The sequence below is a fragment of the Cnuibacter physcomitrellae genome, assembly GCF_014640535.1.
GTDB lineage: Bacteria > Actinomycetota > Actinomycetes > Actinomycetales > Microbacteriaceae > Cnuibacter > Cnuibacter physcomitrellae.
In genome coordinates this window covers 2380276-2406930 of record NZ_BMHD01000001.1, presented here as the reverse complement: position 1 = coordinate 2406930, position 26655 = coordinate 2380276, and the positions used below count along the sequence as shown (strand labels likewise).

General features: G+C 71.0%; 22 protein-coding genes and 1 pseudogene. 15 read left to right on the top strand and 8 right to left on the bottom strand.

Annotated elements, in window-relative coordinates; genetic code table 11:
- The first annotated feature begins 109 nt into the window (after window positions 1-109).
- The gene (locus IEX69_RS11305) at window positions 110-2281 is read left to right on the top strand and encodes an ATP-dependent Clp protease ATP-binding subunit (RefSeq protein WP_085021077.1); all 2172 of its coding nucleotides are present in this window, start codon (window positions 110-112) and stop codon (window positions 2279-2281) included.
- Window positions 2282-2396: 115 nt separating this feature from the next.
- On the opposite strand, the gene IEX69_RS11300 is transcribed toward IEX69_RS11305, so the two are convergent.
- From IEX69_RS11300 to IEX69_RS11290, 3 genes are all read right to left on the bottom strand, one after another.
- On the bottom strand, window positions 2397-2990 hold the full coding sequence (locus IEX69_RS11300; protein WP_085021622.1) for a nitroreductase family protein: 594 nt from the start codon (window positions 2988-2990) through the stop codon (window positions 2397-2399).
- Between the two features lie 111 nt (window positions 2991-3101).
- Complete coding sequence (locus IEX69_RS11295; RefSeq protein WP_085021076.1) at window positions 3102-3398, bottom strand: metal-sensitive transcriptional regulator; 297 nt, start codon at window positions 3396-3398, stop codon at window positions 3102-3104.
- Entirely contained in the window at window positions 3395-5353 is a 1959-nt protein-coding gene (locus IEX69_RS11290; protein ID WP_373284489.1) for a heavy metal translocating P-type ATPase, read from the bottom strand. The genes IEX69_RS11295 and IEX69_RS11290 overlap by 4 nt, the downstream gene beginning before the upstream one ends.
- Window positions 5354-5359: 6 nt before the next feature.
- On the opposite strand from IEX69_RS11290, the gene IEX69_RS21220 reads away from it, so the two are divergent.
- The 11 genes from IEX69_RS21220 to IEX69_RS11240 all read left to right on the top strand — a co-directional run bounded on the left by IEX69_RS21220 (window position 5360) and on the right by IEX69_RS11240 (window position 16516).
- Window positions 5360-5608 carry a hypothetical protein gene (locus tag IEX69_RS21220; protein WP_373284459.1) on the top strand — a complete coding sequence of 83 codons (249 nt, stop codon included), beginning with the start codon at window positions 5360-5362 and terminating at the stop codon, window positions 5606-5608.
- Window positions 5609-5758: 150 nt separating this feature from the next.
- Window positions 5759-7204 (top strand): serine hydrolase domain-containing protein, encoded by a 1446-nt coding sequence (locus IEX69_RS11285; protein WP_085021074.1) that lies wholly within the window; start codon window positions 5759-5761, stop codon window positions 7202-7204.
- A gap of 160 nt (window positions 7205-7364) precedes the next feature.
- Window positions 7365-8261, top strand: coding sequence for an AraC family transcriptional regulator (locus IEX69_RS11280; RefSeq protein ID WP_085021073.1), 897 nt, complete (start codon window positions 7365-7367; stop codon window positions 8259-8261).
- 134 nt (window positions 8262-8395) lie between these two features.
- Window positions 8396-9904 carry a class II fumarate hydratase gene (gene fumC, locus IEX69_RS11275; RefSeq protein ID WP_085021072.1) on the top strand — a complete coding sequence of 503 codons (1509 nt, stop codon included), beginning with the start codon at window positions 8396-8398 and terminating at the stop codon, window positions 9902-9904.
- Window positions 9904-11268, top strand: coding sequence for a threonine/serine exporter family protein (locus IEX69_RS11270; RefSeq protein ID WP_085021071.1), 1365 nt, complete (start codon window positions 9904-9906; stop codon window positions 11266-11268). Before fumC ends, IEX69_RS11270 begins: the two co-directional genes overlap by 1 nt.
- Window positions 11265-11969 carry a YoaK family protein gene (locus IEX69_RS11265; protein ID WP_174604553.1) on the top strand — a complete coding sequence of 235 codons (705 nt, stop codon included), beginning with the start codon at window positions 11265-11267 and terminating at the stop codon, window positions 11967-11969. Before IEX69_RS11270 ends, IEX69_RS11265 begins: the two co-directional genes overlap by 4 nt.
- Window positions 11970-11981: 12 nt before the next feature.
- Entirely contained in the window at window positions 11982-12569 is a 588-nt protein-coding gene (locus tag IEX69_RS11260; RefSeq protein WP_229756313.1) for a TetR/AcrR family transcriptional regulator, read from the top strand.
- Between the two features lie 152 nt (window positions 12570-12721).
- Window positions 12722-13645, top strand: a complete 924-nt coding sequence (locus tag IEX69_RS11255; protein ID WP_085021069.1) for a helix-turn-helix transcriptional regulator — start codon at window positions 12722-12724, stop codon at window positions 13643-13645.
- Window positions 13646-13718: 73 nt separating this feature from the next.
- Window positions 13719-14432 (top strand): alpha/beta hydrolase, encoded by a 714-nt coding sequence (locus tag IEX69_RS11250; RefSeq protein WP_085021068.1) that lies wholly within the window; start codon window positions 13719-13721, stop codon window positions 14430-14432.
- Window positions 14433-14463: 31 nt separating this feature from the next.
- The gene (locus IEX69_RS11245) at window positions 14464-16059 is read left to right on the top strand and encodes an MFS transporter (RefSeq protein ID WP_085021067.1); all 1596 of its coding nucleotides are present in this window, start codon (window positions 14464-14466) and stop codon (window positions 16057-16059) included.
- A gap of 118 nt (window positions 16060-16177) precedes the next feature.
- Window positions 16178-16516 (top strand): hypothetical protein, encoded by a 339-nt coding sequence (locus tag IEX69_RS11240; RefSeq protein WP_085021066.1) that lies wholly within the window; start codon window positions 16178-16180, stop codon window positions 16514-16516.
- Between the two features lie 93 nt (window positions 16517-16609).
- Here the strand turns inward: IEX69_RS11240 and IEX69_RS11235 are convergent, their stop codons facing one another.
- The 3 genes from IEX69_RS11235 to IEX69_RS11225 all read right to left on the bottom strand — a co-directional run bounded on the left by IEX69_RS11235 (window position 16610) and on the right by IEX69_RS11225 (window position 21734).
- Window positions 16610-16861 carry a hypothetical protein gene (locus tag IEX69_RS11235; RefSeq protein WP_085021065.1) on the bottom strand — a complete coding sequence of 84 codons (252 nt, stop codon included), beginning with the start codon at window positions 16859-16861 and terminating at the stop codon, window positions 16610-16612.
- Entirely contained in the window at window positions 16858-20406 is a 3549-nt protein-coding gene (locus IEX69_RS11230) for a beta strand repeat-containing protein (protein WP_157127341.1), read from the bottom strand. Before IEX69_RS11230 ends, IEX69_RS11235 begins: the two co-directional genes overlap by 4 nt.
- Window positions 20407-21278: 872 nt before the next feature.
- Window positions 21279-21734, bottom strand: a complete 456-nt coding sequence (locus tag IEX69_RS11225; protein WP_085021063.1) for a MarR family winged helix-turn-helix transcriptional regulator — start codon at window positions 21732-21734, stop codon at window positions 21279-21281.
- 147 nt (window positions 21735-21881) lie between these two features.
- On the opposite strand from IEX69_RS11225, the gene IEX69_RS11220 reads away from it, so the two are divergent.
- The 3 genes and pseudogenes from IEX69_RS11220 to erm form a co-directional block, all read left to right on the top strand.
- The gene (locus tag IEX69_RS11220; protein ID WP_085021062.1) at window positions 21882-22397 is read left to right on the top strand and encodes a DUF4232 domain-containing protein; all 516 of its coding nucleotides are present in this window, start codon (window positions 21882-21884) and stop codon (window positions 22395-22397) included.
- A gap of 171 nt (window positions 22398-22568) precedes the next feature.
- A complete protein-coding gene (locus tag IEX69_RS11215; protein WP_085021061.1) occupies window positions 22569-23735 on the top strand; it encodes a glycoside hydrolase family 26 protein in 1167 nt (388 codons plus the stop codon).
- Between the two features lie 195 nt (window positions 23736-23930).
- Window positions 23931-24677: pseudogene (erm, locus tag IEX69_RS11210) on the top strand (23S ribosomal RNA methyltransferase Erm); the annotation flags it as partial.
- Window positions 24678-24714: 37 nt separating this feature from the next.
- Here erm and IEX69_RS11205 read toward each other — a convergent pair.
- Window positions 24715-25716, bottom strand: a complete 1002-nt coding sequence (locus tag IEX69_RS11205) for an asparaginase (RefSeq protein WP_085021059.1) — start codon at window positions 25714-25716, stop codon at window positions 24715-24717.
- Window positions 25713-26630 carry a polysaccharide deacetylase family protein gene (locus IEX69_RS11200; RefSeq protein ID WP_085021058.1) on the bottom strand — a complete coding sequence of 306 codons (918 nt, stop codon included), beginning with the start codon at window positions 26628-26630 and terminating at the stop codon, window positions 25713-25715. Before IEX69_RS11200 ends, IEX69_RS11205 begins: the two co-directional genes overlap by 4 nt.
- Between the last annotated feature and the right edge of the window lie 25 nt (window positions 26631-26655).

Below are 26655 nucleotides of genomic sequence, written 5' to 3'. Positions count from 1 at the left end.
GGCTCCTCTCGGCTAAACTTGAGTCAACAAAGCTCAAGTTTCCCTCGGCCGACCGGATCGTCGAGATCGAGGGGTGTAGTCCGCTACGGCGGAGGAGGACAGAACAGACATGGCAATGCCGGGAAGCGCTCAGGGCGACGAGCAGAAGAGCGCCCTCGAGCAGTACGGCGTCAACCTGACGGAGATCGCGGCGAGCGGCAAGCTCGACCCGGTCATCGGGCGCGACGCTGAGATCCGCCGTGTGAGCCAGGTGCTCACGCGGCGCACGAAGAACAACCCCGTGCTCATCGGCGAGCCCGGCGTCGGCAAGACCGCCGTCGTCGAGGGGCTGGCCCAGCGCATCGTCGCGGGCGACGTCGCCGAGTCGCTGAAGGGCAAGCAGATCGTCTCGCTCGACCTGTCGGCGCTCGTCGCCGGCGCGAAGTACCGCGGCGAGTTCGAGGAGCGGCTGAAGGCCGTCCTCGCCGAGATCAACGAGTCCGACGGGCAGATCATCACCTTCATCGACGAGCTCCACACCCTGATGGGCGCGGGCGGCGGCGAGGGGTCGGTGGCCGCATCCAACATGCTGAAGCCGATGCTGGCCCGAGGCGAGCTGCGGCTGATCGGCGCGACCACGCTCGACGAGTACCGCGAGTTCATCGAGAAGGACGCGGCCATGGAGCGCCGCTTCCAGCAGGTGTTCGTGGGCGAGCCCAGCGTGGAGGACACGGTCGCGATCCTGCGCGGTTTGAAGGAGCGCTACGAGGCGCACCACAAGGTGTCCATCGCCGACTCGGCGCTGGTCGCCGCGGCGGCCCTCTCGAACCGCTACATCCCGGGACGTCAGCTGCCCGACAAGGCCATCGACCTGATCGACGAGGCCGCCTCGCGGCTGCGGATGGAGATCGACTCCGCGCCCGTCGAGATCGACGAGCTCCGTCGCAGCGTCGACCGGCTGAAGCTCGAGGAGCTGGCCCTCAAGAAGGAGAAGGACGACGCCTCGAAGGAGCGTCTGGCGACCCTCCGCGAGACGCTCCGCCTCCGCGAGCACGAGCTCGCCGAGCTGCAGGCGCGGTGGGATCGCGAGCGCGCGGCGCTCAACCGGGTGGGTGAGCTGAAGGAGAAGCTCGACCGCGCCCGGATGCGCGCCGAGCGCGCCCAGCGCGAGGGCAACCTCGAGCAGGCGTCGCGCCTCCTCTACGGCGAGATCCCCGTGCTGGAGCGCGAGCTGCGCGAGGCCGAGGCGAACGAGGACGAGGTCGACCAGGGCGAGCGCATGGTCAACGATCAGGTGACGAGCGACGACATCGCCGCGGTCATCGCGGCGTGGACGGGCATCCCGGTCGACCGCCTCACCCAGGGCGAGACCGAGAAGCTGCTGCACCTGGAGGCCGAGCTCGGCAAGCGCCTCATCGGGCAGAAGGCCGCGGTGCGGTCGGTGGCGGATGCGATCCGCCGCTCCCGGGCGGGCATCGCCGATGAGGGGCGTCCCACGGGGTCGTTCCTCTTCCTCGGCCCCACCGGCGTCGGGAAGACCGAGCTGGCCAAGGCGCTCGCGGAGTTCCTGTTCGACGATGAGAAGGCCCTCATCCGCATCGACATGTCGGAGTACGGCGAGAAGCACTCCGTCTCGCGACTGCTCGGCGCCCCTCCCGGGTACATCGGGTACGAGCAGGGCGGTCAGCTGACGGAGGCCGTGCGCCGGCGTCCCTACTCGGTGATCCTCCTCGACGAGGTCGAGAAGGCCCACCCCGAGGTGTTCGACGTGCTGCTCCAGGTGCTCGACGACGGCCGGCTCACCGATGGGCAGGGCCGCACGGTCGACTTCCGCAACACGATCCTCATCCTCACCTCGAACCTCGGATCGCAGTTCCTCGTCGATCCCACCCTCACGCGCCAGCAGCGCGAGGAGGGGGTGCAGACGATGGTGCGGCAGGCCTTCAAGCCCGAGTTCGTCAACCGCCTCGACGACATCGTCATCTTCGACGCGCTGTCGCGGGAGGACCTGGCGCAGATCGTGTCGCTCTACATCGACCGGCTCGTGCGGCGGCTCTCGCAGCGTCGACTGCAGCTCGCGGTCACGCCGGATGCCCGCACCTGGCTGGCCGAGCGGGGATACGACCCGATCTACGGCGCGCGTCCGCTGCGGCGGCTCATGCAGCACGAGATCGACGACCGGCTCGCAACCGCGCTCCTCGCGGGCGAGGTGCGCGACGGGGAGTCCGTGCTCGTCGACGTCGCGCCGGACGGCGACGGCCTGACGGTGTCGCCGATGGTGGTCGCCGACCTCATCGAGTAGCCGTCGCGGCCCTCCCGACACGGGTGTCCGCGTCGCTCGTCACGTGAAACGGGCAAGCCCCCCGACATACGAGGGGGCTTGCCCGTTCTGCGTGATGAGGAACGCCCTCTCGGGGTCACTCGGAGACGAGGACGACCTCGTCGAGGGGGAGGCGGGTGCGCGGAGCGCCCTCGCGCGCGATGAGGGTCTCGTCGCCGAGCTCCTCCGCCGGCGCGAGGGTGCCCACGGCGGTGACGGTCAGCGGGCGCAGGGTGGCGGGCAGGTCGAACGCCTCGGCCAGTGCGGTGGCGTCGAAGCCGCCCATGGTGTGCACGTGGAGGCCGTCGGCGTGGGCCTGCACGCTGAAGTGCGCCATCGCCTGCCCGAGGTCGTACTGCGCCCACGGGCGCGGCTTGCCCTCGGCGTCCTCCGTCTCGTAGATGCCCACCACCAGGGCGCCGGCCGAGCCGGCCCAGACGCTGTTGAAGCCCATCAGGGTGGCGGCGATCCGATCGAAGGCGGCGGTGCCTCGGCGCGCGACGAGGAAGCGCCACGGCTGCGAGTTGGCGGCCGACGGCGACCAGCGGGCCGCCTCGAGCGCCGCTGTCAGCTTCTGCTCGTCGATGGTCTCGTTCGACACGAACGAGCGCGGGCTCCAGCGCTCGGCGAGGGTGTCGAGGATGGGGGCGCTCGTCTCTGCGGCGCGGCTGAAGGTGGTGTCGAGGCTCATGTCGCTCTCTTCTTCCTGCTGGACGGTCTGGGAGGCGACGCGCACCATCGGGCGTCATTCCATGCAAACACCTTGACCGCCCGGAACTATTCCGGCGCGCGCCGCCCGCCGTCAGCTGCGGACGAGGCGGGCGATGGCGGCGGAGGCCTCGGCGATCTTCTCTCGGGCGGTGTCGCCGCCCTCCTCGACCGCCTCCATCACGCAGTGCGCGAGGTGATCGTTGAGCAGGCCCAGGGCGACCGACTCCAGAGCGCTCGTCATCGCGGAGATCTGCGTAAGGATGTCGATGCAGTACTTCTCGTCGTCGACCATGTTCTGCAGGCCTCGGGCCTGACCCTCGATGCGCTTGAGCCGCTTGAGGTAGGCATCCTTGTCGGCGATGTAGCCGTGGTGCGCGTGGTCGCTCATGCGGAGATCCTCTCAGGGCTGAGGTCGATGCGGCGCAGCAGCTGCGCGTTCAGCGCCACGATCACCGTCGAGGCGCTCATGAGCAGCGCGCCGACGGCCATCGGCATCACGAACCCGATCGGGGCGAGCACCCCGGCGGCGAGGGGGACGGAGATCAGGTTGTAGCCGGCGGCCCACCAGAGGTTCTGCTGCATCTTCCGGTAGCTGGCGCTCGACAGGTCGATCACCGATACGACCGACCGCGGGTCGGAGCTCGCCAGCACCACGCCGGCCGACGCGATCGCCACGTCGGTCCCCGCCCCGATCGCGAGGCCGACGTCGGCCTGGGCGAGAGCGGGAGCGTCGTTGACGCCGTCGCCGACCATCGCGACCTTCTTCCCCTCCGCCTGCAGAGCGCGCACGGTGGACGCCTTGTCCTCGGGCCGCACCCCGGCGAAGACGCGGGTGATGCCGAGATCGGCGGCCACCGCATCCGCCACCGTCTGCGCATCCCCGGTCACCATCACGACCTCGACCCCGCGCTTCGCGAGCGCGGCGACCGCGGTGCGCGACTCGGGCCGCACCTCGTCGGCGAGCGCGAGCGCGCCGATCACCTCGTCGCCGTCGAGCACGTGCAGCACGGTGCGCCCGTGGCTCGCCCACTCCTCGGTAGCGGGCAGCGGATGCGCACCCCGCTCCGCGAGCAGGCCCGGCCCTCCGACGCTGATCGCGCGGCCGTCGACCGTGGCGCCGACACCGGTGCCGACCGTGGAGCGGAAGCCGGACGCGCGAGGGACGTCGAGGCCCTTGGCGCTCGCGGCGGCGACGATCGCCACGGCCAGCGGATGCTCGCTGTCGGCCTCGGCGGACGCGGCCAGCGCGAGCACCGCATCCTCGTCGCGCCCGGCGACGGCGGCGACGCCGACCAGGGCGGGCTCGCCCTTGGTCAGGGTGCCGGTCTTGTCGAAGAGCACGGTGTCGACGGTGCGCATGGTCTCGAGGGCCAGGCGGTCGGTGACGAGCACGCCGGCGCGGGCCGCGCGCTCGGTCGAGATGGACACCACGAGCGGGATGGCGAGCCCCAGGGCGTGGGGGCAGGCGATGACGAGCACGGTGATCGTGTTGATCAGGGCGTCGTCGGGCCGGCCGATCGCGCTCCAGACGATCGCGGTGAGGATCCCCGCGCCGAGCGCGTACCAGAACAGCCATCCGGCCGCGCGGTCGGCGAGCCGCTGCGCGCGGGAGCTCGACGCCTGCGCGTCGCTCACCAGGCGCTGGATGCCGGCGAGCGCGGTGTCGTCGCCCGTCGCGGTGACGCGGATGCGGAGGGCCGAGTCGGTCGAGACCGTCCCGGCGACCACGCGGTCGCCGACCGTGCGGGCGACGGGAGCGGACTCCCCCGTGATCATCGACTCGTCCACGTCGGCGGCGCCGTCGACGACCTCGCCGTCGGCCGGGACGCGGCCGCCCGGTCGCACGATCACGACATCGCCCACACGCAGGTCGGCGGGCGTGACGGTCTCGGTGGCCGCGGGGTCGGATCCGCTGACCCGCTCCGCCTCGTCGGGCAGCAGCGCGGCGAGCGAGTCGAGTGCCGAGCCCGCCTGGGCGAGGGAGCGCATCTCGATCCAGTGGCCGAGCAGCATGATCACGATGAGCAGCGCGAGCTCCCACCAGAAGTCGAGGTCGTGCGCGACGACGCCGAGCGTGGCGAGCCAGGAGGCGACGAACGCGACCGTGATGGCGAGACCGATCAGCAGCATCATGCCGGGCTGCTTCGCCCGGATCTCGTCGACCGCGCCCGTGAGGAACGGCCGGCCGCCGATCACGAACATGACGGTGCCGAGCACCGGCGAGATCCACGTGACGGGGCCGGAGTCGGGCAGCGGGTAGCCGAGGAGCATGGCGAACATGCCGCTGAACGCCACGGTCGGCACCGCGAACGCGAGCATCACCCAGAACAGCCGCCGGAACATCGCCACGTGCCCCGCGTGCCCGCCGTGCCCGTGGTGGTCGTGCCCGCCGTGCCCCGCGTGCCCGCTGTGGTCGTGCCCGGCGTGTCCGCTGTGGTCGTGCCCGGCGTGCCCGCTGTGGTCATGCTCGGCATGCTGGTGGTGATCGTGCTCGGCATGTCCGCTGTGATCGTGCGCATCGTGGTCGCGCTGGTCGGGTGTCTGCAGGCCCTGATGCTCTCTCCGCGGCTGATCCATGCCTGTACTGTACCCCCCTAGGGTATCGAGGTCCACTCCTAGCACGTCGACCCGACCGATTCGACGTCCCGGACAGGAGGGAGGACTGGGACGAAATCCCAGTCGACACCGCTCGAGCCGCGCCCGTACTCTGACGCCGGAGCGCCGACGCCGGCGCAGGGGGAGACGAGCATGAGCGCACAGCTGATCACGCGCCGACGGAGGGCGGGGGTCACCGCTCTCCTCACCGCAGCCGGAGTGCTGCTGGCGACGGCGGGGCCGGCGGCGGCCGAGTCCGCGAAGGCCGCCACCTCGATGACGCCCCAGCTGCACGAGGCCATCGAGGCGCGGATCGCCGAGTTCCAGGCGCAGGTCGGTGCACCGGGCATCTCGGTCGCGGTCGTCATGCCCGGTGCGGACGGCACGGGGCCGGAGGTCACGACCTTCGTGACAGGGACACCGACCCTCGGATCAGGGCTCTCGGTCGACCCGACGACGCAGTTCGAGATCGGGTCGGAGACCAAGGTGTTCACCTCGGACCTGCTGGCGTCGCTCGTCGCCGAGGGCAGGGTCTCGCTCGACGATCCCGTGCAGCAGTACGCGCCGGCCGGCACCACGGTCCCGGTCTGGACGGACCCCGACACGGGCCAGGTGACGCAGATCACCCTCCGGGATCTCGCCACCCACCAGGCCGCGCTGCCCGATTCCGCGCTCAACTACTGGACGCCCTGCGACGGGGTCCCGGGCGAGTGCAACCCCCAGCCGCACTACACCCGCGAGCTGCTGTGGGAGGGGCTGGCCCAGACGCAGCTGCTCTGGAAGCCGGGGACGAACTGGCTCTACTCGAACTTCGGCTTCGGCATCCTCGGGACGATCCTGGCGGATCTCGTCGAGCCCCCGTCGGGATCGGAGCGACCCGCCTATGAGGCCGTCATCAGGAAGACCTTCGTCGACGCCCTCGGCATGACCTCGACGACCCTCGGGACCGGACCGCGGATCGCCACCCCCTACGCGAGCGACGGCTCCTCGACCATCTACTGGGACGACACCAACGCCCTCGCGGGCGAGGGCGGCCTCGTCTCCGACGTCGTCGACATGGCCACCTGGACGAAGGCGCACCTCGGCTACCTCCCCGCGGATGCGCCCCAGGGCGTCCAGACGATGAAGGACACGCTGCAGCCGCAGAGCACCATCACGACCTACTGCCAGGCGCCCGACGACTGCTCGCCCGTCACCGACTTCCAGATGGGCCTCGCATGGCAGCTCTACCCTGCCGGAACGAACGGCATCGACGCGGCGTGGGCGTTCAAGAACGGCGGCACGGCGGGGTTCAGCGCCGACACCACGCTCGCACCCGATCGCGGGATCGGCGTCACCACGATGTGGAACATCCAGCGGGCCTCCGGCTCGGATCCCGAGCTGGGGATCCAGCTCCTCAAGCTGATCCTGCAGCACGAGGACAAGCCCGTGCCGGACGACAAGCCCCACGGCGAGCACCACGAGCCCGCAGCGCTGGCCGACACCGGCTCCTCCGGAGCCGAGACCGTCCTGCCCGTCCTCCTAGGGCTGTCGCTCCTCGCCCTCGGCGCCGTCCTCGTCGTCCGTCGCCCGCGCCGTCCGGTCTCTCCGCGGCGCTGACCCGCGACGCGCGACGCGACGCGACGTGACGCGGCGCGGCGCGGCGCGGCGCGGCCGAGCGCAGCCGGGTGGCCCGGCGAGGGCCATGGTCCGATGAGGGCCACGACGCGGAGCGAACCCCGCCATAGCCTCTCGATCGAACCGATCGAGAGGACCGTCCGTGCTGTTCCTCCCCGGAGCCGCTCGCTCGCCCGACGGCTTCCCGCCGAACGCGGCGACGCTGCTGCGTCTCCGCGACCTCGGACCGCTCAAGCTCGCGCAGGTGCGTGCGCCCACCGGCCACGAGGACCCCGCGTGGGGATATGTCGACCCGGGCGACGCCTTCGTGTTCACCTTCGTGGCCGGTGGCGCCGTCGAGATCGCGGGATCCGGGGGGCCAGGTCTGGTCCAGGCGGGCGAGCTCGGGGTCACGTACACCCCTCGGCTGGCGGGGATGCGGATGACGTCGGACTTCCACGCCGTGTCGCTGCGGGTCGACCACGCCGCGCTGCCCCTCGCCGATCCGGAGATCGACGTGCTCGGGGCGCGTCCGTTCTCCCTCGAGGAGAGCGTCCCGCGGCTGCTCGCCACGATGACCACCCAGCTCGTCTCCGCCGACCGCGTCCTGGGGGAGGCCTCGGAGGCCGCCTTCGTGCAGTCCGTCGTGGACCTCGTCACCGGGTTCACCGACGACCTGCTGCATCGCGGCCGCGATCCCGAGGCCGTTCGGCGCGGCCTCGTCGCGGAGGCGCGGCGGCGCATCCGTCTCCACCTCGCCTGCGCCACGTTCGGACCCGTCGCGCTCGCGGAGGACCTCGGTGTGTCGGTGCGCACCCTCCACAAGGCCTTCGAGCAGGAGGCGGAGACCGTCGCGGCGGCGATCCTCGACGCGCGGCTCGTCAGGGCGAAGGCGCTGCTCGGCCGCAGCGGCTCCGCGCTCTCCGTCGAGGCCGTGGCCCAGCGCTGCGGCTTCGCCTCCGCCTCCGCCTTCAGTCGCGCGTTCAGCCGGACCCTCGGCGTCTCGCCCCGCGACTGGCGCCGCGCCTCCGACCGTCTGCTGGAGTCCGTCGGCGCATGACCCTGCGTGCAGGGCACTCGTGTCCGCCCGTGCAGGTCGCGTGACACACCCGCCGGCCCGGCGTGAGCATCGTGTCGCCCGCCGCTCCCGTGGCGGAGCGACGAAGCGACAGACACAGGCGAGAGGAACGACCGATGACGATTCACAAGGACTCCGCACACCAGGGCTCGACCGCCGCCGGCTCGGCGAAGCCGGAGGAGAAGACGCCTGTCATGAAGGATGTCCCGATCGGCCTGGATGCGTCGGGTCTGCGGACGGAGTTCGACAGCATGGGTGATGTCGAGGTCCCGGCGGACAGATACTGGGGCGCGCAGACGCAGCGGTCGCTGCAGCACTTCTCGATCGGGAACGACCACATGCCCAAGGAGGTCTACCACGCCTACGGGTACGTGAAGAAGGCCGCGGCGCTGGTGAACCAGGCCGCGGGCCGCCTCCCGGAGTGGAAGGCGGCGCCGATCATCAGGGCCGCCGAGGAGACCATCGCCGGGAAGCTCGACGACCACTTCCCGCTCTACGTCTGGCAGACCGGATCCGGTACCCAGTCGAACATGAACGTCAACGAGGTCCTCTCCAACCGGGCGATCCAGCTGCTGGGCGGCACCCTGGGCACGCAGCAGCCCGTGGGGCCCAACGACGACGTGAACATGGGGCAGTCCAGCAACGACACGTTCCCCACCGCGATGCACATCGCCGCGATCCTGGAGATCGATGAGCGGCTCCTGCCGCGGGTGACCGAGCTGGCGGACGAGCTGGAGCGCAAGGCGATCCAGTGGATGGACGTGGTCAAGATCGGCCGCACCCACCTCGAAGACGCGGTGCCGTTGACGGTGGGGCAGGAGTGGTCGGGGTGGGCGGCGCAGATCCGTTCCTGCATCGCGGAGATCGAGCACAGCCGCGAGGGTCTTCTGAAGCTCGCCGCGGGCGGCACCGCGGTCGGCACGGGCCTGAACGCCCCGGAGGGGTTCAGCACCGAGATCGCTCTCACGATCGCGGAGCTGACCGGGAAGGAGTTCGTGACCGCGCCGAACAAGTTCGAGGCGCAGGGCTCCCTGGACGCGATCGTGCGCGCGCACGCGGGGCTGCGGAGCCTGGCGGTGGCGTTGATGAAGATCGCCAACGACATGCGCTGGCTGGCGTCCGGGCCGCGGACGGGGTTCGCGGAGCTGATCCTGCCCTCGAACGAGCCGGGCTCCTCGATCATGCCGGGCAAGGTCAACCCGACGCAGTGCGAGGCGATGGTGATGATCTCCATCCAGGTCCTGGGTGATGACTCCGGGGTCGCGTTCGCGGGCTCGCAGGGCAACTTCGAGCTCAACGCGATGCGGCCGATCATCATCAACAACTTCCTCCACTCGGCGCGGATCCTGGGCGACGGGATCGAGAAGTTCCTCACCTACTCCGTCAAGGGCACGAAGCTGAACGAGAAGAAGATCGCGTCCTCCGTGGGCGAGTCCCTCATGCTCGTCACCGCGCTCAGCCCGGTGATCGGCTACCAGAACTCCGCCCACATCGCCGAGGCGGCGCTGGCCAACGACCAGACCCTCCGCGACGCTGCGATCGCCTCCGGCAAGGTCACCGCCGAGCAGTTCGACAAGATCGTCGTCCCCGACGCCCTTGTCGGCCACGGAGTCGAAGGCGCCTGATGTCGGACCGACGCGACACCCGTCAGGGCGCAGCGTCTCCCTCCTCGTCCGCGGCGGTGACCACCACGGCCACCGCCGCGGACGAGGAGCGGTTGGTCGCCGATGCGCTCGCCACCCTCCACGCCAACGGCGCCGAGAGCGACCGGACCCGGGCGCGTGCTGCTCAGCTCTCGGCCGCACTCGGGCGGAGCGTGACCGTGGACCTCGGATGGAACCGGTCGACGATCACGATCGGACCGCGGAGGATCGACGCCGACAGGGGTGGCGGCACCGCTCGCGAGTCCGATCCGGACGACGGTGTCGCGCTGGTGCGCCGGTCCGCCCCCTCCGCACTGGGCATGAACCGCGTGCTCGGCGTCGACCGGGCGATCGACGGGCTCAGCGACCGGACCCTCACGCTCGACGCGGCGAGTGCGGCCGTGCGCGGGGCGGCGGCGCTGCGCCCCGCGAACCTGCTCCTCTTCACCGCGGCCTGCGTCGTCGGCGCCTGCTGCCTGGCGATCATCTTCGGTGTGAGCCGCTGGGAGCCGCTCGCGGTCATCGCCGTCTCCGCCGGGGTCGGGGCGGTGCTGCGGCGCGGGCTGGCCGCGTGGGGCGCGTCGAACTTCTGGCAGGTCGGCCTGGCCGCCCTCGTGGCGGGGGTCCTCGGATCCCTCGCCGTCGACGTCGGGTTCAGCTCCGACCTGCGCCTGGCCGTCGTGTGCCCCTGCATGATCCTCGTCCCCGGCCCGCACATCCTGAACGGATCGTTCGACCTCGCGGCGCTGCGCCTCCCCCTGGGCCTCAGTCGCCTCACCTTCGCCACGGTCACCCTGCTGTCGATCGGAGCGGGGTTGATCGTCGGCCTGGCCGCGGGGGGCGCCGACCTCGTGCCGGATCCGGCCGGTCGGGAGATCCCGGTGCTGCTCGACGCGGTCGCGGCGGGGGTGGTCGCGGTCTGCTACGGCGTCTTCTACTCGGCGCCCCTGCGCATCCTGTACTGGCCGCTCCTCGTCGGGGCGGCGGTCCACGCCCTCCGATGGGTCGCGCTCACGGTCTGGCAGTGGGAGTCGTGGCTGGCCGCGGGGCTCGCCTGTCTCGTCGCGGGAGCGGTGCTCGTCCCGATCTCCACACGGTTCCGGGTGCCGTTCGCCGCCGTCGGCTTCGCCTCGGTGGTCTCGCTCATGCCGGGAGTCATCATCTTCCGAGCGCTGGACGGCCTGGCCACCCTGTCGTCCGTCACGGGGCCGGATGCCGCGCAGCTCCTGGTGCAGACCGTCGACAACGCGAACGAGGCGTGGCTCACCGTCTTCGCGATGACGCTCGGCCTCCTCGTCCCGGTGTCGCTCTACGCCCACCTCGAGCGGCGGAGGGTCCGATCGTGAGCTCTCTCGGTTCGCGCCGTCCGCTCGTCATCGCGACGGGGCTCAGCGTCATCGCCGGCATCACCGACGTGACGAGCTGGCTGCTCCTCGGCGGGTTCTTCTCGGCCCACGTCACGGGCAACGTGGTGGTGCTGGCGGCCGACGCCGTCGACGGAAGGGCGCCGGGCGTCGCCAGCCTCCTCGCCGTGCCCGTCTTCATCGCCGTGGCCGCCGTCGCGACCCTCGTGAGCGCGCGGATGCGCGGGGACGACCGCCGCCGGACGGCCGCGCTCCTGGGGGCGCAGGCCGTGCTGCTCACCGTCGCGGGGAGCTTGTCGTTCACGACCACCGCCTCCGACGACCCGGGAGCACCGCTCGCCGTCGTCATCGGACTCTGTGCGGTGGCCGCGATGGCCGCGCAGAACGCCTACCTCCACCTGGTCCACGGGATGTCGTTCACGACAGCCGTGATGACGGGGAACCTGGTGACGGCCACGGTGTCCGGCATCTCGAGCCTGCGCGATCCGTCCGACCAGGCCAGCCGCCGGCGCTGGAACGACACCTGGCCCATCGTGGCCGGCTTCATCGCCGGGTGCGTGGTCGGTGCGGCGGCGGCGGGTCTCCTCTCCGACCGGGCGGCGGTCGTCCCCGCCGTGCTCGCGATCGCGCTCCTCGTCGCGGTCACGGCGACGGATCGCACCGACGTGCCCGCACCCGCTTGATAGCCTCGGACCATGGCCCGCCGGAGGGAGTTCGACGAAGATGCACTGCTCGAGACGTGCATCCCGTTGTTCTGGGAGAAGGGGTTCCAGGGCACCTCGATGACCGACGTCGCGGTGGCGACGGGGGTCGGCAACGGCAGCATCTACGCCGCCTACGGATCGAAGGCCGGTCTGTTCCTGGTGGTGCTGGAGCGGTACTGCGCGACCCGGGTCGAGCTCGTCCGCGTCGCGATGCGGGGCGAGGGCTCCACGGTCGACGCGGTGCGGGGGTTCTTCGAGACGATCGTCGACGACTGCGCTCGGCACCGCCCCAGCTGGGGCTGCCTCATGCTCACCTCGATGGCCGAGCTCGGACGCCAGTGGCCCGAGGTCGCCGAGCTCACGCTGAGGACCGTCCGCGAGATGCAGGACGTGGTGATCGAGCGGCTCCGTCGCGCGTCGCCCCACGAGTCGGCGTCGTCGCGGCGCGATCTCGCGGCGACGATCGTCCTCGCCTCGCAGGCGATCCTCCAGGCGAGCCTGCTCGAGCCCGAGCCGGTGCGCCTGCGCCGCTTCGCGCTCTCGTCGGTGGAGCGGCTCGCGCCGCGGTTGGCCGCCTGACGCACGCCGAGCCTCTGCCGCGGCACGACGTCCGCGGCACGACATCCTCCTTTTGTCGAATGCCGGGAATCGGCTTTTCGTGCAGGATCGGGCCCACGGGCCGAATCTGGAATACGCGATCCAGCATCATGGTCCTCAGAGGAGGGCCAACAGTGAGCGACTCGAACTCATCACTCGGCCAGTACCTCCGAGCGCGGCGTGACGTGCTGCGGCCGGAGGACGTGGGTCTGGTGGCCGACGCCGGGCGTCGTGTGACCGGACTGCGCCGCCAGGAGGTGGCGACCATGGCCGGGATCAGCCCCGACTACTACCTCCGTCTGGAGCAGGGACGCGACCATCAGCCCTCGCCGCAGGTGCTCCTCGCGCTCGGTCGGGCCCTGCAGCTGGACGGCGATGCGACCGCCTACCTGTTCCGTCTGGCCGGCCAGGCGCTGCCGCTCTCGCGTGGTCGGGGAGGGACGCTGCGCCCCGGCGACCGGCCGGATCCCGTGGACGCCGAGACGATGGACAACGTCACGACGTTCCTCAACCAGTGGACGAACGCCCCGGCGTACGTGCTGGACCGCAACCAGGACGTGCTCGCGGTCAATCCGCTCGGCCGCTCCTTCATCCCGTTCGGCCTCCCGCCGGGCGCCAACATGCTCGAGGCCATGGTCGAGGGCGCGCTCGCGGCCACGGAGCGTCAGGAGTACTGGGACCGCGTGGTGCGCGACACCACCGCCGCGCTGCGCTACTACGGCGATCCCGCCGACCCCAGGCTGGAGCGTCTCGTCGAGACGCTGTCGCAGCGCTCCGAGGTCGTGCGCGACACCTGGGCGAGCCACGAGGCGAAGCCGAAGCGCGGCGGGGTGGCGCCGGCGCTCATCGAGCCCTTCGGCTACATCAACTTCCGCTGGCAGACGCTCGAGGTGCCCGGCGGCGGCCAGTACCTCACCACCTTCTTCGGCGACCCGGGCTCGACGGCGGCCGCCGCGATCGAGTACCTCGCCGCGAAGCTCAAGGTGAGCGACGAGCTCGCCAAGGCCGGCCCCGATCTGCCGCCGCCGCTCGGCTCCATCACCGAGACGGATGGGTGACCACAGCAGGGCCACGACCAGGCCGCTGGACCGGCCTAGCGTGTCGCTCATCCCCCTCGAAAGGATCAGCGCCATGACCGCTCCCACCATCGTCCTCGTCCACGGCGCCTTCGCCGACGCCGCGAGCTTCGCCCCCGTCACCCGGATCCTGCTCGACCAGGGCTTCACCGTGCGGGTGCCCGCGGTGCCCAACCGCAGCCTGCTCGGCGACTCGGCGTACATCCGCTCGTACGTGGAGCAGCTCGACGGCCCGGTGCTGCTGGCCGGCCACTCCTACGGCGGCGCGGTCATCACGGTCGCCGGTGCCGCCGACAACGTCGTCGGTCTCGTCTACATCTCCGGCTACGCCCTCGACGAGGGCGAGAGCCTCGGCCAGCTGCAGGGCGGCTTCCCCGACTCCGACCTCGCGGCGAACCTCGTCTACACCCCGTTCCCCCTCGAGGGCGCCGAGCCCGGCACAGACGTCTCGGTGAAGGTCGACGCCTTCCCGGACGTCTTCGCGCACGGCGTGGACCGCGCCGACGCGGAGGTGCTGGCCGCCGGACAGCGTCCGCTCGCCGCCGTCGCCTTCAGCGAGGCCGCGCCGGTCGCCGCGTGGAAGACCAAGCCCGGCTGGGGCATCGTCTCCGCGGCCGACCACACCATCAACCCCGACGTGGAGCGCTTCGGCTACCAGCGCGCGGGGCTGAAGTCCGTGATCGAGATCGACGCGCCCCACCTCGTGATGCGTTCGCACCCCGCCGAGGTGGCGAAGGTCATCGCCGACGCGGCGAACGAGCTCGCCTGAGGCGGTCGAGAGCACCACGGACCGGAGACCTGTGACCGCATCCGCCCCGCCCACGCCGACGAAGGCCCCGTCGGCGTGGGCGCCGCTCGCCATCCCCGCCTTCCGCATCCTGTGGATCGCCCAGCTGGGGAGCAACATCGGCACCTGGATGCAGACGGTCGGCGCCCAGTGGTACCTGGTCGAGGCGGCGGCGGGCGCGACGCTGATCGCGCTGGTGCAGACCGCGAGCCTCGCGCCGTCGCTGCTGCTCTCGCTCCCGTCCGGGGTCCTCGCCGACGTGCTCGACCGTCGCCGCCTGCTGATCTGGGGGTCGGCGGCGAGCGCGGCGTTGGCCGCGGTGCTCACGGTGGTGTCGGCGGTCGGCGCCCTGACGCCGGTGTTCGTGCTGGCCATCACCTTCCTGCTCGGGGTGACCTCGACGCTGACCTCGCCGGCGTGGCAGGCGATCCAGCCCGAGCTGGTCCCGCGGGAGATGATCGGCGCCTCCTCGGCGCTCGGGGGAGCGGCGGTCAACGGGGCGCGGGCGGTGGGCCCGGCGCTCGCGGGAGTCGTGCTGTCGTTCTTCGGCGCTCCCGTCGTGTTCGGGCTGAACGCGCTCAGCTTCGTCGGCGCGGTCGTCGCGCTGATCGCCTGGCGGCGTCCGCCGCAGGAGGGCCTCGACGATCGTGAGCGCTTCACGGCGGCCCTCCGCGCGGGCGTGCGGTACGTGGTGTCGGCGCGGCTCGTGCGCCGCATCCTGCTGAGGTCCGCTCTGTTCGCGGCGCCGGCGGGGGCGCTGTGGGCGCTGCTGCCGCTCACCGCGGAGCGGATGGGCCTCGATTCGACCGGATACGGGCTGCTGCTCGGCGCTCTCGGCGTCGGCGCGGTGCTCGGGATCGTGCTGCTTCCGCTCGTGCGCAAGCGGCTGCGCGACTCGGTGGTGCTCGGGCTCAGCGCCGTGCTGTTCGGGCTCGGCACGGCGGGGGCCGCGCTGCTGACGTTCTGGCCGGCGACGGTGGTCCTGCTGCTGGCGGGGCTGGCGTGGATCGGGACGCTCACCGTCCTCAACGCGAACCTCCAGCTCACGCTGCCCCAGTGGGTGAGGTCGCGGGGCGCCGCGGTCTACATCCTCGTGTTCATGGGCACGATGTCGATCTCCTCCCTGGTCTGGGGCGTCGTCGCGCAGCTCATCGGCGAGCAGTTCGCGCTGCTGGCCGCGGCGGCCCTGCTCCTGATCGTCGCGGCGAGCATCCGCTTCCTGCCGCTGCTCCCGGGGACCGGCACCATCGACCGCACGGCGGCCACCTGCTGGGCCACGCCCACGCTGCAGGTCGAGCCCGAGCCGACCGACGGGCCGGTGCTCGTCGAGGTGGCCTACCGAGTGCCGCCCGAGCATCTGTCCGACTTCCTCGCGGCGGTCCGGCTGCTGGGCGGCTCGCGCCGACGGACGGGAGCGTACCGGTGGCGTGTCTACCGCAGCCTCGAGGAGGGCGGCGTCATGCTCGAGAGCTTCCTCGTGCCGTCCTGGAGCGAGTACCGCAGACAGCGCACGCAGCGCCTCACCGGCCGGGACCGGGAGATGGAGCAGGACGTGCGCGCGCTCGTCACCGCCGACCCGACGGAGCGTCACTACCTCGCTGCGGGGTGACGGCGACCGACGCGGGGAACCCGCTGAGCTCCTGCTCGTGCTCGTGCTCGTGCTCGTGCTCGTGCTCGTGCGTCACGCGGTAGCGTCGAGGTCCTAGGCCTGCTGGTGGGAGCCGTGGATGGTGCTGCGTATCGGGGATCTGCCGTTCGATGAGCCGGTGTTCCTCTGGAACGGGGCGAGCGAGACGGTGTTCGAGCTCACGTCGACTCTCGTGCCCCTCGACGCCCGCCGGAGTGCGCGGTGGGCGCGGGTGCGGGTCGAGATTGGCCCGTTCGCGCCGGGCTACTACCTGCTCAGCGGCGTGGGCTTCACGGAGGTGGACGTCCGGGTCGCCGACCCGAGCCTGCGTGCCGACTCCGTGCGCAGCATCAGACGCGCGGTCATCGAGATCGGCCTGTTCGAGTGGACCGACGATCCCGACTTCGCCCGTGAGCGCCATGCGGGCCGGCGGCGATGACCGGGTCGGCCGCGCGGACGAGGGGGCGGGTGGGGAACCCGGTCCCCGCGCCTCCCGCTCCGGGTCCGAGAGGGTGTCCGGTGCGGGTGGTGCCTACAGGCGGTGGGTGTCGAGGTAGCGGGACAGCGAGATGTCGTGGGTGCGGAGGCGGTGTCGGACTCGGACCATCGTGTAGCCGGCGGCGCGGAGTGCGGTGGCGGTGCCGCGGTTGAGTCGGAGCGGCTGGTCCGGGACGCGGTAGCCGCCGATGCCGGCGTAGATCGCGAGGATCTTCGGGGTGATCGTCCTGCTGCCGAACTTGGCGGCGCCGTATCCGGTGCCGAGGTGAGGGTCGTGGTCGGTCATGGGCGCGGCCGTCGGGGGGTGGGCGAGCCGGCGCGGTGGCGGCGGGTGAGGAGGAGCACGGCGCCGGCGAGCACGAGCGCGAGGGCTGCTGCGCCGGCGGTGCCGGCCGTTCCGCCGTCGAGTCCCGTGTCGGCCAGGCCCGCCGCGGATGCCGAAGGCGACGAGGGGACCGCCGGTGCGGGTACGGCGGCGGGGATGACCTCGATGATGACGGTGGCGGTGAGGGCTCCCAGGGTCGCGGTGATCGTGTGGGGGCTGGCATGGGGGAAGGTCACCGTCGTGCCGCTGATGACATCGGAGTCCACGGAGGAGGTGAGCACGGCGGCGCTGGTGTCGACCGGGTTGCCTGCGGCGTCCGCTGCGGTCAGGGCGAAGGTGAGCGTACCGCCCTGGTCGACGGTGGTCGCGGACGGGGTGACGGTCAGTGTCGTGGCGGGGCCCGCGGTGACGGTGACGAGCGCGACGGCTGTGACATCCCCGAGGGTGGCGGTGATGGTGTGGCTGCCGGCGCCGGAGAACGTGACGGTCCGGTCCTGGATGGTGTCGGCCGGGTTCGAGGAGGAGAGCACGGCATCGGTGGTGTCGATGGGGTTGCCGGCGGCATCCGCGCCCGTGACCGTGAACTCGAGGCTCTCGCCCTGGGAGATGGTCGTGCTGGCGGGGGTGAGCGTCAGTGTCGTGAGTGGCCCGGCGGTGACGTCGATGGTGGCGGTGGCGGTGATGTCGCCGAGGGTGGCGGTGATGGTGCGGGTGCCGGCCCCGGAGAACGTGACGGCGCGTCCGTCGATGGAGTCGGTGGTCGCCGTCGAGGCGAGCTCGGCGGCATCCACGTTGACGGGGTTTCCTGCGCCGTCGGTGCCGGTGAGGGTGAACACGGTCGTGTCGCCCTGGGTGACGGTGGCGGTGGCGGGTGTCACCGTCAGGGCGGCGAGCGGGCCCGCGACGACCTCGATGGATGCGGTCGCGCTGATCCCTCCGAGGGTGGCGGTGATGGTGTGGGTGCCGGCGCCGGAGAAGGTCACGGAGGTGTCGTCGATCGTGTCGGCGGAGCTGGCTGAGGTGAGTGCGGCGCCGCTGGTGTCGACGGGGTTGCCTGCAGCATCCGCGCCGGTGATGGTGAACCCGATCGTGTCGCCCTGGGTGACGGTCGTGGTGGACGGTGTGAGGGTGAGAGTCGCGACCGGTCCGGCGATGACGTCGATGGTGGCGGTGGCGGTGATGTCGTCGAGGGTGGCGGTGATGGTGCGGGTCCCGGCGCCGGAGAACGTGACCGCACGTGCGTCGACGACATCCTTCTCTGCGGTGGAGGTCAGGGTTGCGTCCTCCACGTTCACGGTATTCCCGGCGGCGTCGGCGCCGGTGATCGTGAACACGGTCGTGTCGCCCTGGGTGACGGTGGCGGTCGCCGGTGTCACCGCCAGCGTGGCGAGCGGGCCGGCGACGACCTCGATCGCGGCGCTGGTGGACACGCCGTTCAGGGTGGCGGTGACGATGTGGGTGCCGGCGCCCGAGAACGTCACGGATGTACCGGTGATCGTGTCGGCGCGGGTGTCGGAGGAGAGAACGGCGCCGGTCGTGTCGACGGGGTTGCCGGCGGAGTCGGTGCCGGTGACAGTGAATCCGATCGTGTCGCCCTGGGTGATGGTCTGGGTGGCGGGTGTGATCGCGAGGGTGCTGAGGGGTCCTGGGGTGACAGTGATCTCCGCGGTGGTGGTGACGCCGTTCAGGGTGGCGGTGACGGTGCGGACCCCGGCGCCGGAGAACCTGATCGAGTGGCCGTCGACGGTGTCGGTGGGGGCTGCCGTCAGGACCGCGTCGTCGACGTCGACGGGGTTGCCGGCGGAGTCGGTGCCGGTGAGGCTGAAGGCGGTGGTGCCGCCTTCGGTCACGGTCGCGGTCGCGGGGGAGAGGGACAGGGTCGCCAGGGGGCCGGCGACGACGCGGATGGTGGTGGAGGTGCTGACGCCGTTCAGGGTGGCGGTGACGACGTGGTCGCCGGCGCCGGAGAACAGGACCGTGTGTCCGCCGACCAGGTCGCGGCTGCCGGAGGTGAGGGTCGCGTCGGTGGTGTCGACGGGGTTGCCGCCGGCGTCGGTGCCGGTGATGGTGAACACGACCGCGTCGCCCTGCGTGACCGTGAGATTTTGCGGGGTGATCGAGAGGGACGCGACCGGGCCGGCCACGACCGTGATGTCCGTGGTGATGGTCGAACTCTGCAGCGTGGCCGTCACCGTGTGAACGCCGGCGCCGGAGAACCTGACGGTGTGGCCATCGACCTTGTCTCTGGTCCCGGTGGAGACGACCGTGGCGCCGGAGGTGTCGATCGTGTTGCCGAAGGAATCCCAGGCCCCGACGGTGAAGTCGATCGAGGATCCCTCGGTGACGGTGGTGTCCGAGGGCGCAATGGTCATCGCGGTCGCGGGCCCAGGGACGATCTGGATCGTGAAGGTCTTCTGGACCAGCGCGCCCTGCACCGTGGTGGAGGCCGTGACGCTGCACGGGCCCGCGATGGTGAACACCCCGCCGGCGGCGAGGCTGCACCCCGCGAACGCGAACTCGATGCCCGGTTGCGGGGAGAGCGGCTCGCCGTCGGAGCCGTTCACCGTGATGGGGAAGAAGATGCGCTCGCCGGCGGCGATGGTGAAGTCGGTGGGGACGGTCATCGTCGCAGGCGCGACCGGGTACAGGTTCAGGAAGCTCTCGCCTCCGAGAGGAGACGTGCTGGTGAACCAGGTGCCGGAGCCGTCCCTGAGCGTGTTCCACGCCGTCCCGGGAGGGGGTGTCGGGAGCGTACGCACACCGTCCGCGAACGTCGGAGCCAGCACTTGGACGTCCGCGAACATCGAGGAGTTGAAGTGCACGAGCGTGTTGTTGCCCGACACCATTCCGGTCGGCGGCCGGGAGGAGAGCGTGATCGATCCCCGGTTGTCGATCCATCCCGGACCCTCCAGGCTCGCGCCCACGGTGGGGTCGGCGGTCGAACCCACGATGCGGCCCGACTCCCCGACCCTGACCTCCTGGCTGGCTGTCGTGCTCCTGCCCACGTAGAGACGACCCGAGGGGAGACGCAGCGTCCCGTCCACTCGGAGCGACCCGAAGTCTCCGACGGGTGTGCCCTTCCAGCCGGCCCCGAACGCGTTCTGAGCGATGGCGACGACCTCACCCTCCGGCCCGATCGTCAACGATCCGCCGGCACCCCCGTCCGATGAGGCTCGGGCGATACCACCGCCGATCGCTGTGCCGTATTGTCCCCCTGCGCTGGCCGTGAGGATCCCGCCTGTGACCGCGATGGTCGCGCCGGCGCCGCCGCCGTTGCCGCCTCCCACACCGACGGAGTCGGATTCGTGCGCGTGTGCGTTCAGAGTGCCCGATGACACTGTGACGGTCCCACCCGCACCCCCGTCGGAGCTTCCGCCGACGGCTGCAGCCTGCACGCCGCCGTAGGCGTTCACGGTGCCGCCCGCGACGTTCAAGGTACCCCCGTCGCGACCGATGCCCACAGCGCCGCCGATGCCCGCGCTGAGGTTGCCACCGTAGGCAGTCACCGTTCCTCCGCGAACCGTGAGGGTGGCCCCTGTCGTATCGATGCCTGCGCGGGTGGTGCCGCGAGAATCGGCAGTGAGGGTACCGCCGCTGCCATCCGTCGGCCCCGTCACCGACAGCTCCACGCCTTCGGCGATCCCGAGCGCTCGTACCGAGAGATCATGCGTACTCAGGTCCAGAGTCGTGTTGCACGATACCGGCAGCTGTCTCTGGTCGTTGGAGATGTCGGCGCCCAAGACGATGGTGTTCGGGACCGGTCCGCAAGTACTGAGGGCCGCCGTGAGTTCGGTGAAGGTGGTCACCGTGGTGGTGACCGCGAAGCTCGGAGCAGCGGGAACGGCCACGAGGAGCCCGATCGCCACGGGGAGAGCCGCCCAGCCCATCCTCGGGCGCCGAGACTTCTCCACCGGCTCGTTCGACTGTCCTCGACGCATGCGAGCTCCCGTTCGTGCTGTTCCTCGCCCGCGGATTCGAGGGAGATCGCGCCGAAGCTAACAGGTTCGGTAACGGGCGAGCCAACTCATTACGGTCAGACTGTAGTGACCGTCCCAGGCGGTCGAGCACATCGGAACGGGGTTGGGAGACGTCCGAGCCCGATGACCTCTTCGCGCGCGTGCGCCGACTCGAGGTGGAGCTCACGAGCGAGGGCCGCGAGGACATCGCGCTGCAGCTTGCGGATGCGGTCGCGGCAGGCTCGACGGGTACCGAGATCCTCATGCGGGTGAGAGCGGTCATGCAGAGCGAGGCGGTGCGCGGCGCGACTCAGCATCCCTCTCTCGCATCGCGGAGGGAGGCGGTGCTGGCTGAGATCGACGCGCTGCTGTCGGCCCGATCGTGGCCGACCCGGCGCACGCCGACCTCGGAGGACCCTCGCTCAGCGCTGCCCTGCGGAGCCGAGGTGCTGCTGGATCTTCATCAGCGCGGGCACGGCGTCCAGGAGCTTGTGGGTCTCCGCGTCTGTGAGCGTGTCGACGGCCTCGGCGAGGAGCCGGTTCCAGGAGGCGTAGACGGTTCGGACGCCGTGCAGCGCCGTGGTGGACGGGTAGAGCCGCGTCACACGCCGATCGGCGTCGTCCCTGACCCGCTCGACCAGGCCTCGTGCGGTGAGGTCGCGGAGGGCGGTGCTGACGTTGCTGGGGAACTTGCCCAGCCGCTCGGCGATCTGGATCAGAGTCACGCCGGGGGATTCCACGACCACGCGGATGACCTCGCTCGACAAGCCGGACAGCCTGATCTCGTCCGTCTCCGCGAAGGCCTTCCAGAGGTGGTCCGAGATGGTCAGCACGGCCCGGGTGAGCTCTCCGACCGCTTCCTCGTGCTCGGCGTCCATGATCCCAGTCTAGATGCAAATGGTTATCAATGCCATACATAAAGCTTGCTGAGACTGCGCCGTCAGCACTTTCCGGCCGAGCCACAGGAGCGTAGAAAGTTATCGCATCAATAAACAGTTGACGCGAATGACAGAAAGGAACGGAACATGTTCTCGATCAAGGCGCACCCCGTCCGCAGTGGGATCATCGGCGCCGCCGGCGCCGCGATGCTGGTGGCGGCCGTCGGCATCGGCGCGGGCGTGGCCAACGCGGGCACGCTGCCGGCGTGTGAGGCTTCGCAGCTGACGGTCTCGATCGTCGGTCAGCAGGCGGGGATGAGTCACCGTGAGCTCACCTACGAGGTGACGAACACCTCCGACCAGGCCTGTCTCGTGCATGGCGCGCCCACGGCGGTGACGCAGACGGACGGAGCGGCCACCTCGACGACGACGGGGGACAACTACTTCGGCAAGAACGGACCGGAGCAGATGATCCGGCTCGACCCCGGGCAGTCCGCGACCGGGGAGATCGCCTGGACCATTCCGCCGACCGCGCCCGGCACCACCCCGTACAGCCTGTCGGTGGACCTGCCCGACGTGGGCACGCTCGAGACCGGCTACCACGACAGCACCGGAGCGCTCGACGGCGCCTACACGGTCACCGATCTCCAGCCCGCGCAGTGAGGCCACCGTGGGTCGTCTCCCGTCGGGGAGGCGACCCACGCCTCCTGCGCCGTCTGCTCCAGTGACCGGGGCGCTCGCACCGCGCTGGGGCCGATCGCGGCTCATGGCTGGGGCATGGGACACCGCGCGGAAGGGTGGGATGGTGGATGCACGGCGCGGGTGGTGCGTGGCATGGCGGAGACACTTGCCCTTGCGCTCGTCGTCGGGTTGACGGCGTGCTCGAGCAGCGACCCGACGGGATCGGAGGGGGCCGCCACGCCGACAGCCGCTCATCCCGACGCGGCCTGCGCTCTGCAGCAGCTCACAGCGGGGGACGGCATCCACTTCGGGGTCAACCTCGACTGGGGGTCTCAGTCGGTCGGCGAGTACGCGGACCTGCTCGGCGCCCCGCCCGCCGATGTGGTGTCGTTCTCGCCGATCCCCTGGACGGCACAGGAGCGCGAGTGGGTGACGCAGGCGGCGGATCAGGCCGCTCAGGTGGGGGCGGCGCATCTGCTGACCCTGGAGCCGCAGGCCGGGCTGGCGGCGGTCACGGACGACGTCATCGCCGACGTGGTGTCGCTGCTGCAGGAGGAGACCGACGCAGGTGTACCGGTGATCGTGCGTTTCGCGCACGAGATGAACGGGTCCTGGTACGCGTGGGGCCAGCAGCCCGAGGAGTACGTGGCGACCTTCCGCCGAGTCGCTGCCGCCATCCACCAGCAGGTCCCGGGCGCAGCCCTGATGTGGGCACCGAACTACGGAGGCGGGTATCCGTTCGACGGCGGCGCCTACGCTGCACCGCCGGGGTCTGCTGCCGCCGGGGTGCTCGATACGGACGGTGACGGTGCCGTGACCGGATTCGACGACCCGTACGCGCCCTACTACCCGGGCGACGACTACGTCGACTGGGTCGGCATGTCGTTGTACCACTGGGGTTCGGCGCACCCGTGGGGAGAGAACGAGGCGCCCGAGGCGGGCAAGTTCGTGGCGCAGCTCACCGGCGCTTATTCGGGACTGGGGGGCGACGACACCGCCGTCCCGGACTTCTATGCCGACTACGGCCAGGCGCGCGACAAGCCGGTGGCCATCCCCGAGACGGCGGCCCTCATCGTCGACCGGGGCGACCCGGTCGGGCAGGACGCCATCCGTCAGGCGTGGTGGCAGCAGATCCTCGCCCCCGAGGTCCACCAACGGTTCCCGCTGTTGCGACTCGTGAACTGGTTCGAATGGGTCAAGGTCGAGCAGGAGGTGGGCGACACCGTCCACTGGGCAGTACTGGACGATCCCGACACCCGAGAGGCCTTCCGGGCGGACCTGCCCGAGTGGATCGAGTTCGGATCCGACGGCTGCCGGTAGACTGCCGCCCATGGGAACGTTGAACGCAGCGCCGATGACGGCGTTCGTCTACTCGATCCGCGACCGCCGCGCCTGACGGCGCGTCGCTGATCGCCGCGTGATCGCGCCGTCTTCCGGGATGTCCTCGCACCCCGGCAGCGCGTCCTTCTGCGTACCCGCTCACCGGGGTGCTCCGAACCTTTCTCTGGAGCGCTCATGCGTACCCGTTCCCGTCACGGTGGCCGACACGAACTCGGCCAGAACTTCCTCGTCCACACGCTCACCATCGACCGGATCGTCACCCTCGTCGCGGCCACGGACGGCGCGATCCTCGAGATCGGCGCCGGTGGCGGCGCCCTCACGGCCGGGCTCGCGAGCCTGGGCCGCGAGCTCACCGCGATCGACATCGACGAACGCCGCATCGCGGCCCTCCGCCGTGCGCACCCGGCGGTGCGAGTCGAGCATGCGGACGCGCTCCGGCATCCGCTCGACTCACCGGTCATCGCCGGCAACATCCCCTTCCACCTGACGACGCCGATCCTGCGCCGTCTGCTCCGGCGACCGGGATGGCGGGACGCCGTGCTCCTCACCCAGTGGGAGGTCGCTCGCAAGCGCGCGGGCGTCGGCGGTGGCACCATGCTGACCGCTCAAGCAGCCCCGTGGTTCGAGTTCACCCTGCACGGCCGGGTGCCGTCGCACGCCTTCCGGCCCGCTCCGAGCGTCGATGGCGGAGTCCTGTCGATCACCAGGCGCACGTCCCCGCTCGTGCCCGTCTCGCAGAGGCGCGCGTACGAACGTTTCGCGGGCGACGTGTTCACGGCGAGAGGCCGGGGCATGGCCTCGATCCTCACGACGGTGTGTCGTTCCCCGCGGTCGGTGGTGAGGCGACACCTCGCCCAGGCGGGCATCGGCGACGACGCGCTGCCGCGCGACCTCGCTCCGCACCAGTGGGCCGACCTGTGGGCGCTGCGCACGGGGTGAAGGCGGGGACGACAGGCTCTCAGAAGGTCGCGAACCGAGCGGCGAGGCCTGCACGGTCCAGGCCTGCACCCAGGCACAGGGTGAGGAGGACGCGGGCCTTCGGCCCGTCGAGGTCGTCCCCGAACAGCACTCCCGCGGCGGCGAGATCCTGCTCCGAGCCGGGGAACGCGCCCACCGCGCGATACAGTTCGCCAGCCCCGGTGCGGCTCACCGCGACCGTCGGGATCCTGGCGGCGATCCGGCGGATCGCGGGCATCGTGCGGGCGGGAGCGTGTCCTGCGCCCATGACCTCGATGACCAGTCCGTCCGACAGGTCGGCCACCGCCTCCAGCACGGCCGGGTCGTCTCCGACGGCGAGTCGCGCCAGCCCGACGCGAGGCACCGAGGAGGGTGGCGGCAAGGGGAGCGTGCGACGGCGAGGAACGAGGGGGATGCGTACGCGCCCTTCCACGATCCAGCCCACGGGTCCCACGTCGGCCGAGGTGAAGGCCGAGGTGGACGAGCTGTGCGTCTTCCGGACGGAGCGCGCCAGGTGGATCCTGTCGTCCATCACCACGAGGGTGCCGATGCCTCGCGCCTGCGGAGAGGCGGAGACGCGGAGCGCGCCCAGGAGGTTCGCCGGGCCGTCCGCGCCGGGGAGTCCGGCGTTGCGCATCGCGCCGGTGACCACGACCGGACCGTCGGACGCGACGAGGAGGTCGAGCAGGTACGCGACCTCCTCGAGTGTGTCGGTGCCGACCGTGACGACGACGCCGACCGCCCCGTGCAGCAGCGCAGCGGAGACGGCGGCAGCGAGCTCGACGAGGTCGTCGAGACCGAGGCTGGCTGAAGGAAGACGGCGGAACGTCGTCGCGTCGACCGTCAGGCCGGCCCGGCCCACCAGGTCGCCGACGACGTCCTCGGCCGACAGCGTCATCCCCGCGTTCCCGCCGCCGGCGTCGACCGGCGCCGCGATGGTGCCGCCGAGGGCGAAGAGGGCGACGCGCGGCGACTCCCTTCCGGCGGCGACGGGGTCGCTCATCCGGCGGTGAACTCGCGGTCGAACGGGAACCTGCGGTCGGTCTCGAACGGGTACCGTCGGCGGAAGTCGCGGTTGATGTTCTCGCAGGTGTCGAACGTGACGCCCTCGTGAGAGGCCATGTGCTCGATGAGGCGTTCGAGCATGAGCAGCACCTGGGGGCGGCCCGACACGTCCGGATGCAAGCAGATCGGGAACGTCGCGTAGTCGTACTCGCGGTACACCCAGTCGAACTGGTCGCGCCACAGCTCCTCGATCTGACGCGGGTTCGCGAATCCGTAGCTGTTCGGGCTGCCCTTGACGAACATCATCGGGGGCAGATCGTCGAGATACCAGTTGAACGCGAGGCTCACCAGGGGGATCTCGGTTCCGCGTACGAGCGGCTTCATCCACTCGGAGGCGTCCTTCGAGTAGTCGATCACGGTCCAGGTGTCGCCGGTGCGGGCGTAGAAGGGCTGGAAGTCGTGCAGCACCTGCGTGCGGTCGTACTCGAACCCGTTCTCGAGCAGCAGGTCGGCGGTGATCGTCGTCATCTCCCCCCAGGGGGCGATGTACCCGGTGGGCCGGCGGCCGGCCACCGATTCGATGAGCTCGATCGAGCGGGCGAGGACGTCCTGCTCCTGCTGCGGAGACATGTCGCGCGGGTTCTCGTGAGAGTACCCGTGCGCCCCGATCTCGTGGCCGGACGCGACGGCCATCTCGATGCTCTTCGGGAAGGTCTCGATCGAGTGGCCGGGGGCGAAGAAGGTCGACTTGATGTCGTACCGATCGAACAGCGTGATCAGACGCGGCATGCCGACCTCGCCCGCGAAGAGCCCGCGCTGGATGTCCTGCAGACTGTCCTCTCCGCCGTACGATCCGAGCCATCCCGCGACGGCGTCGACGTCCACTCCGAACGTGACCTTGATGTCCTTCACTTGCGTGTCTCCTTCGTGCGTCGGT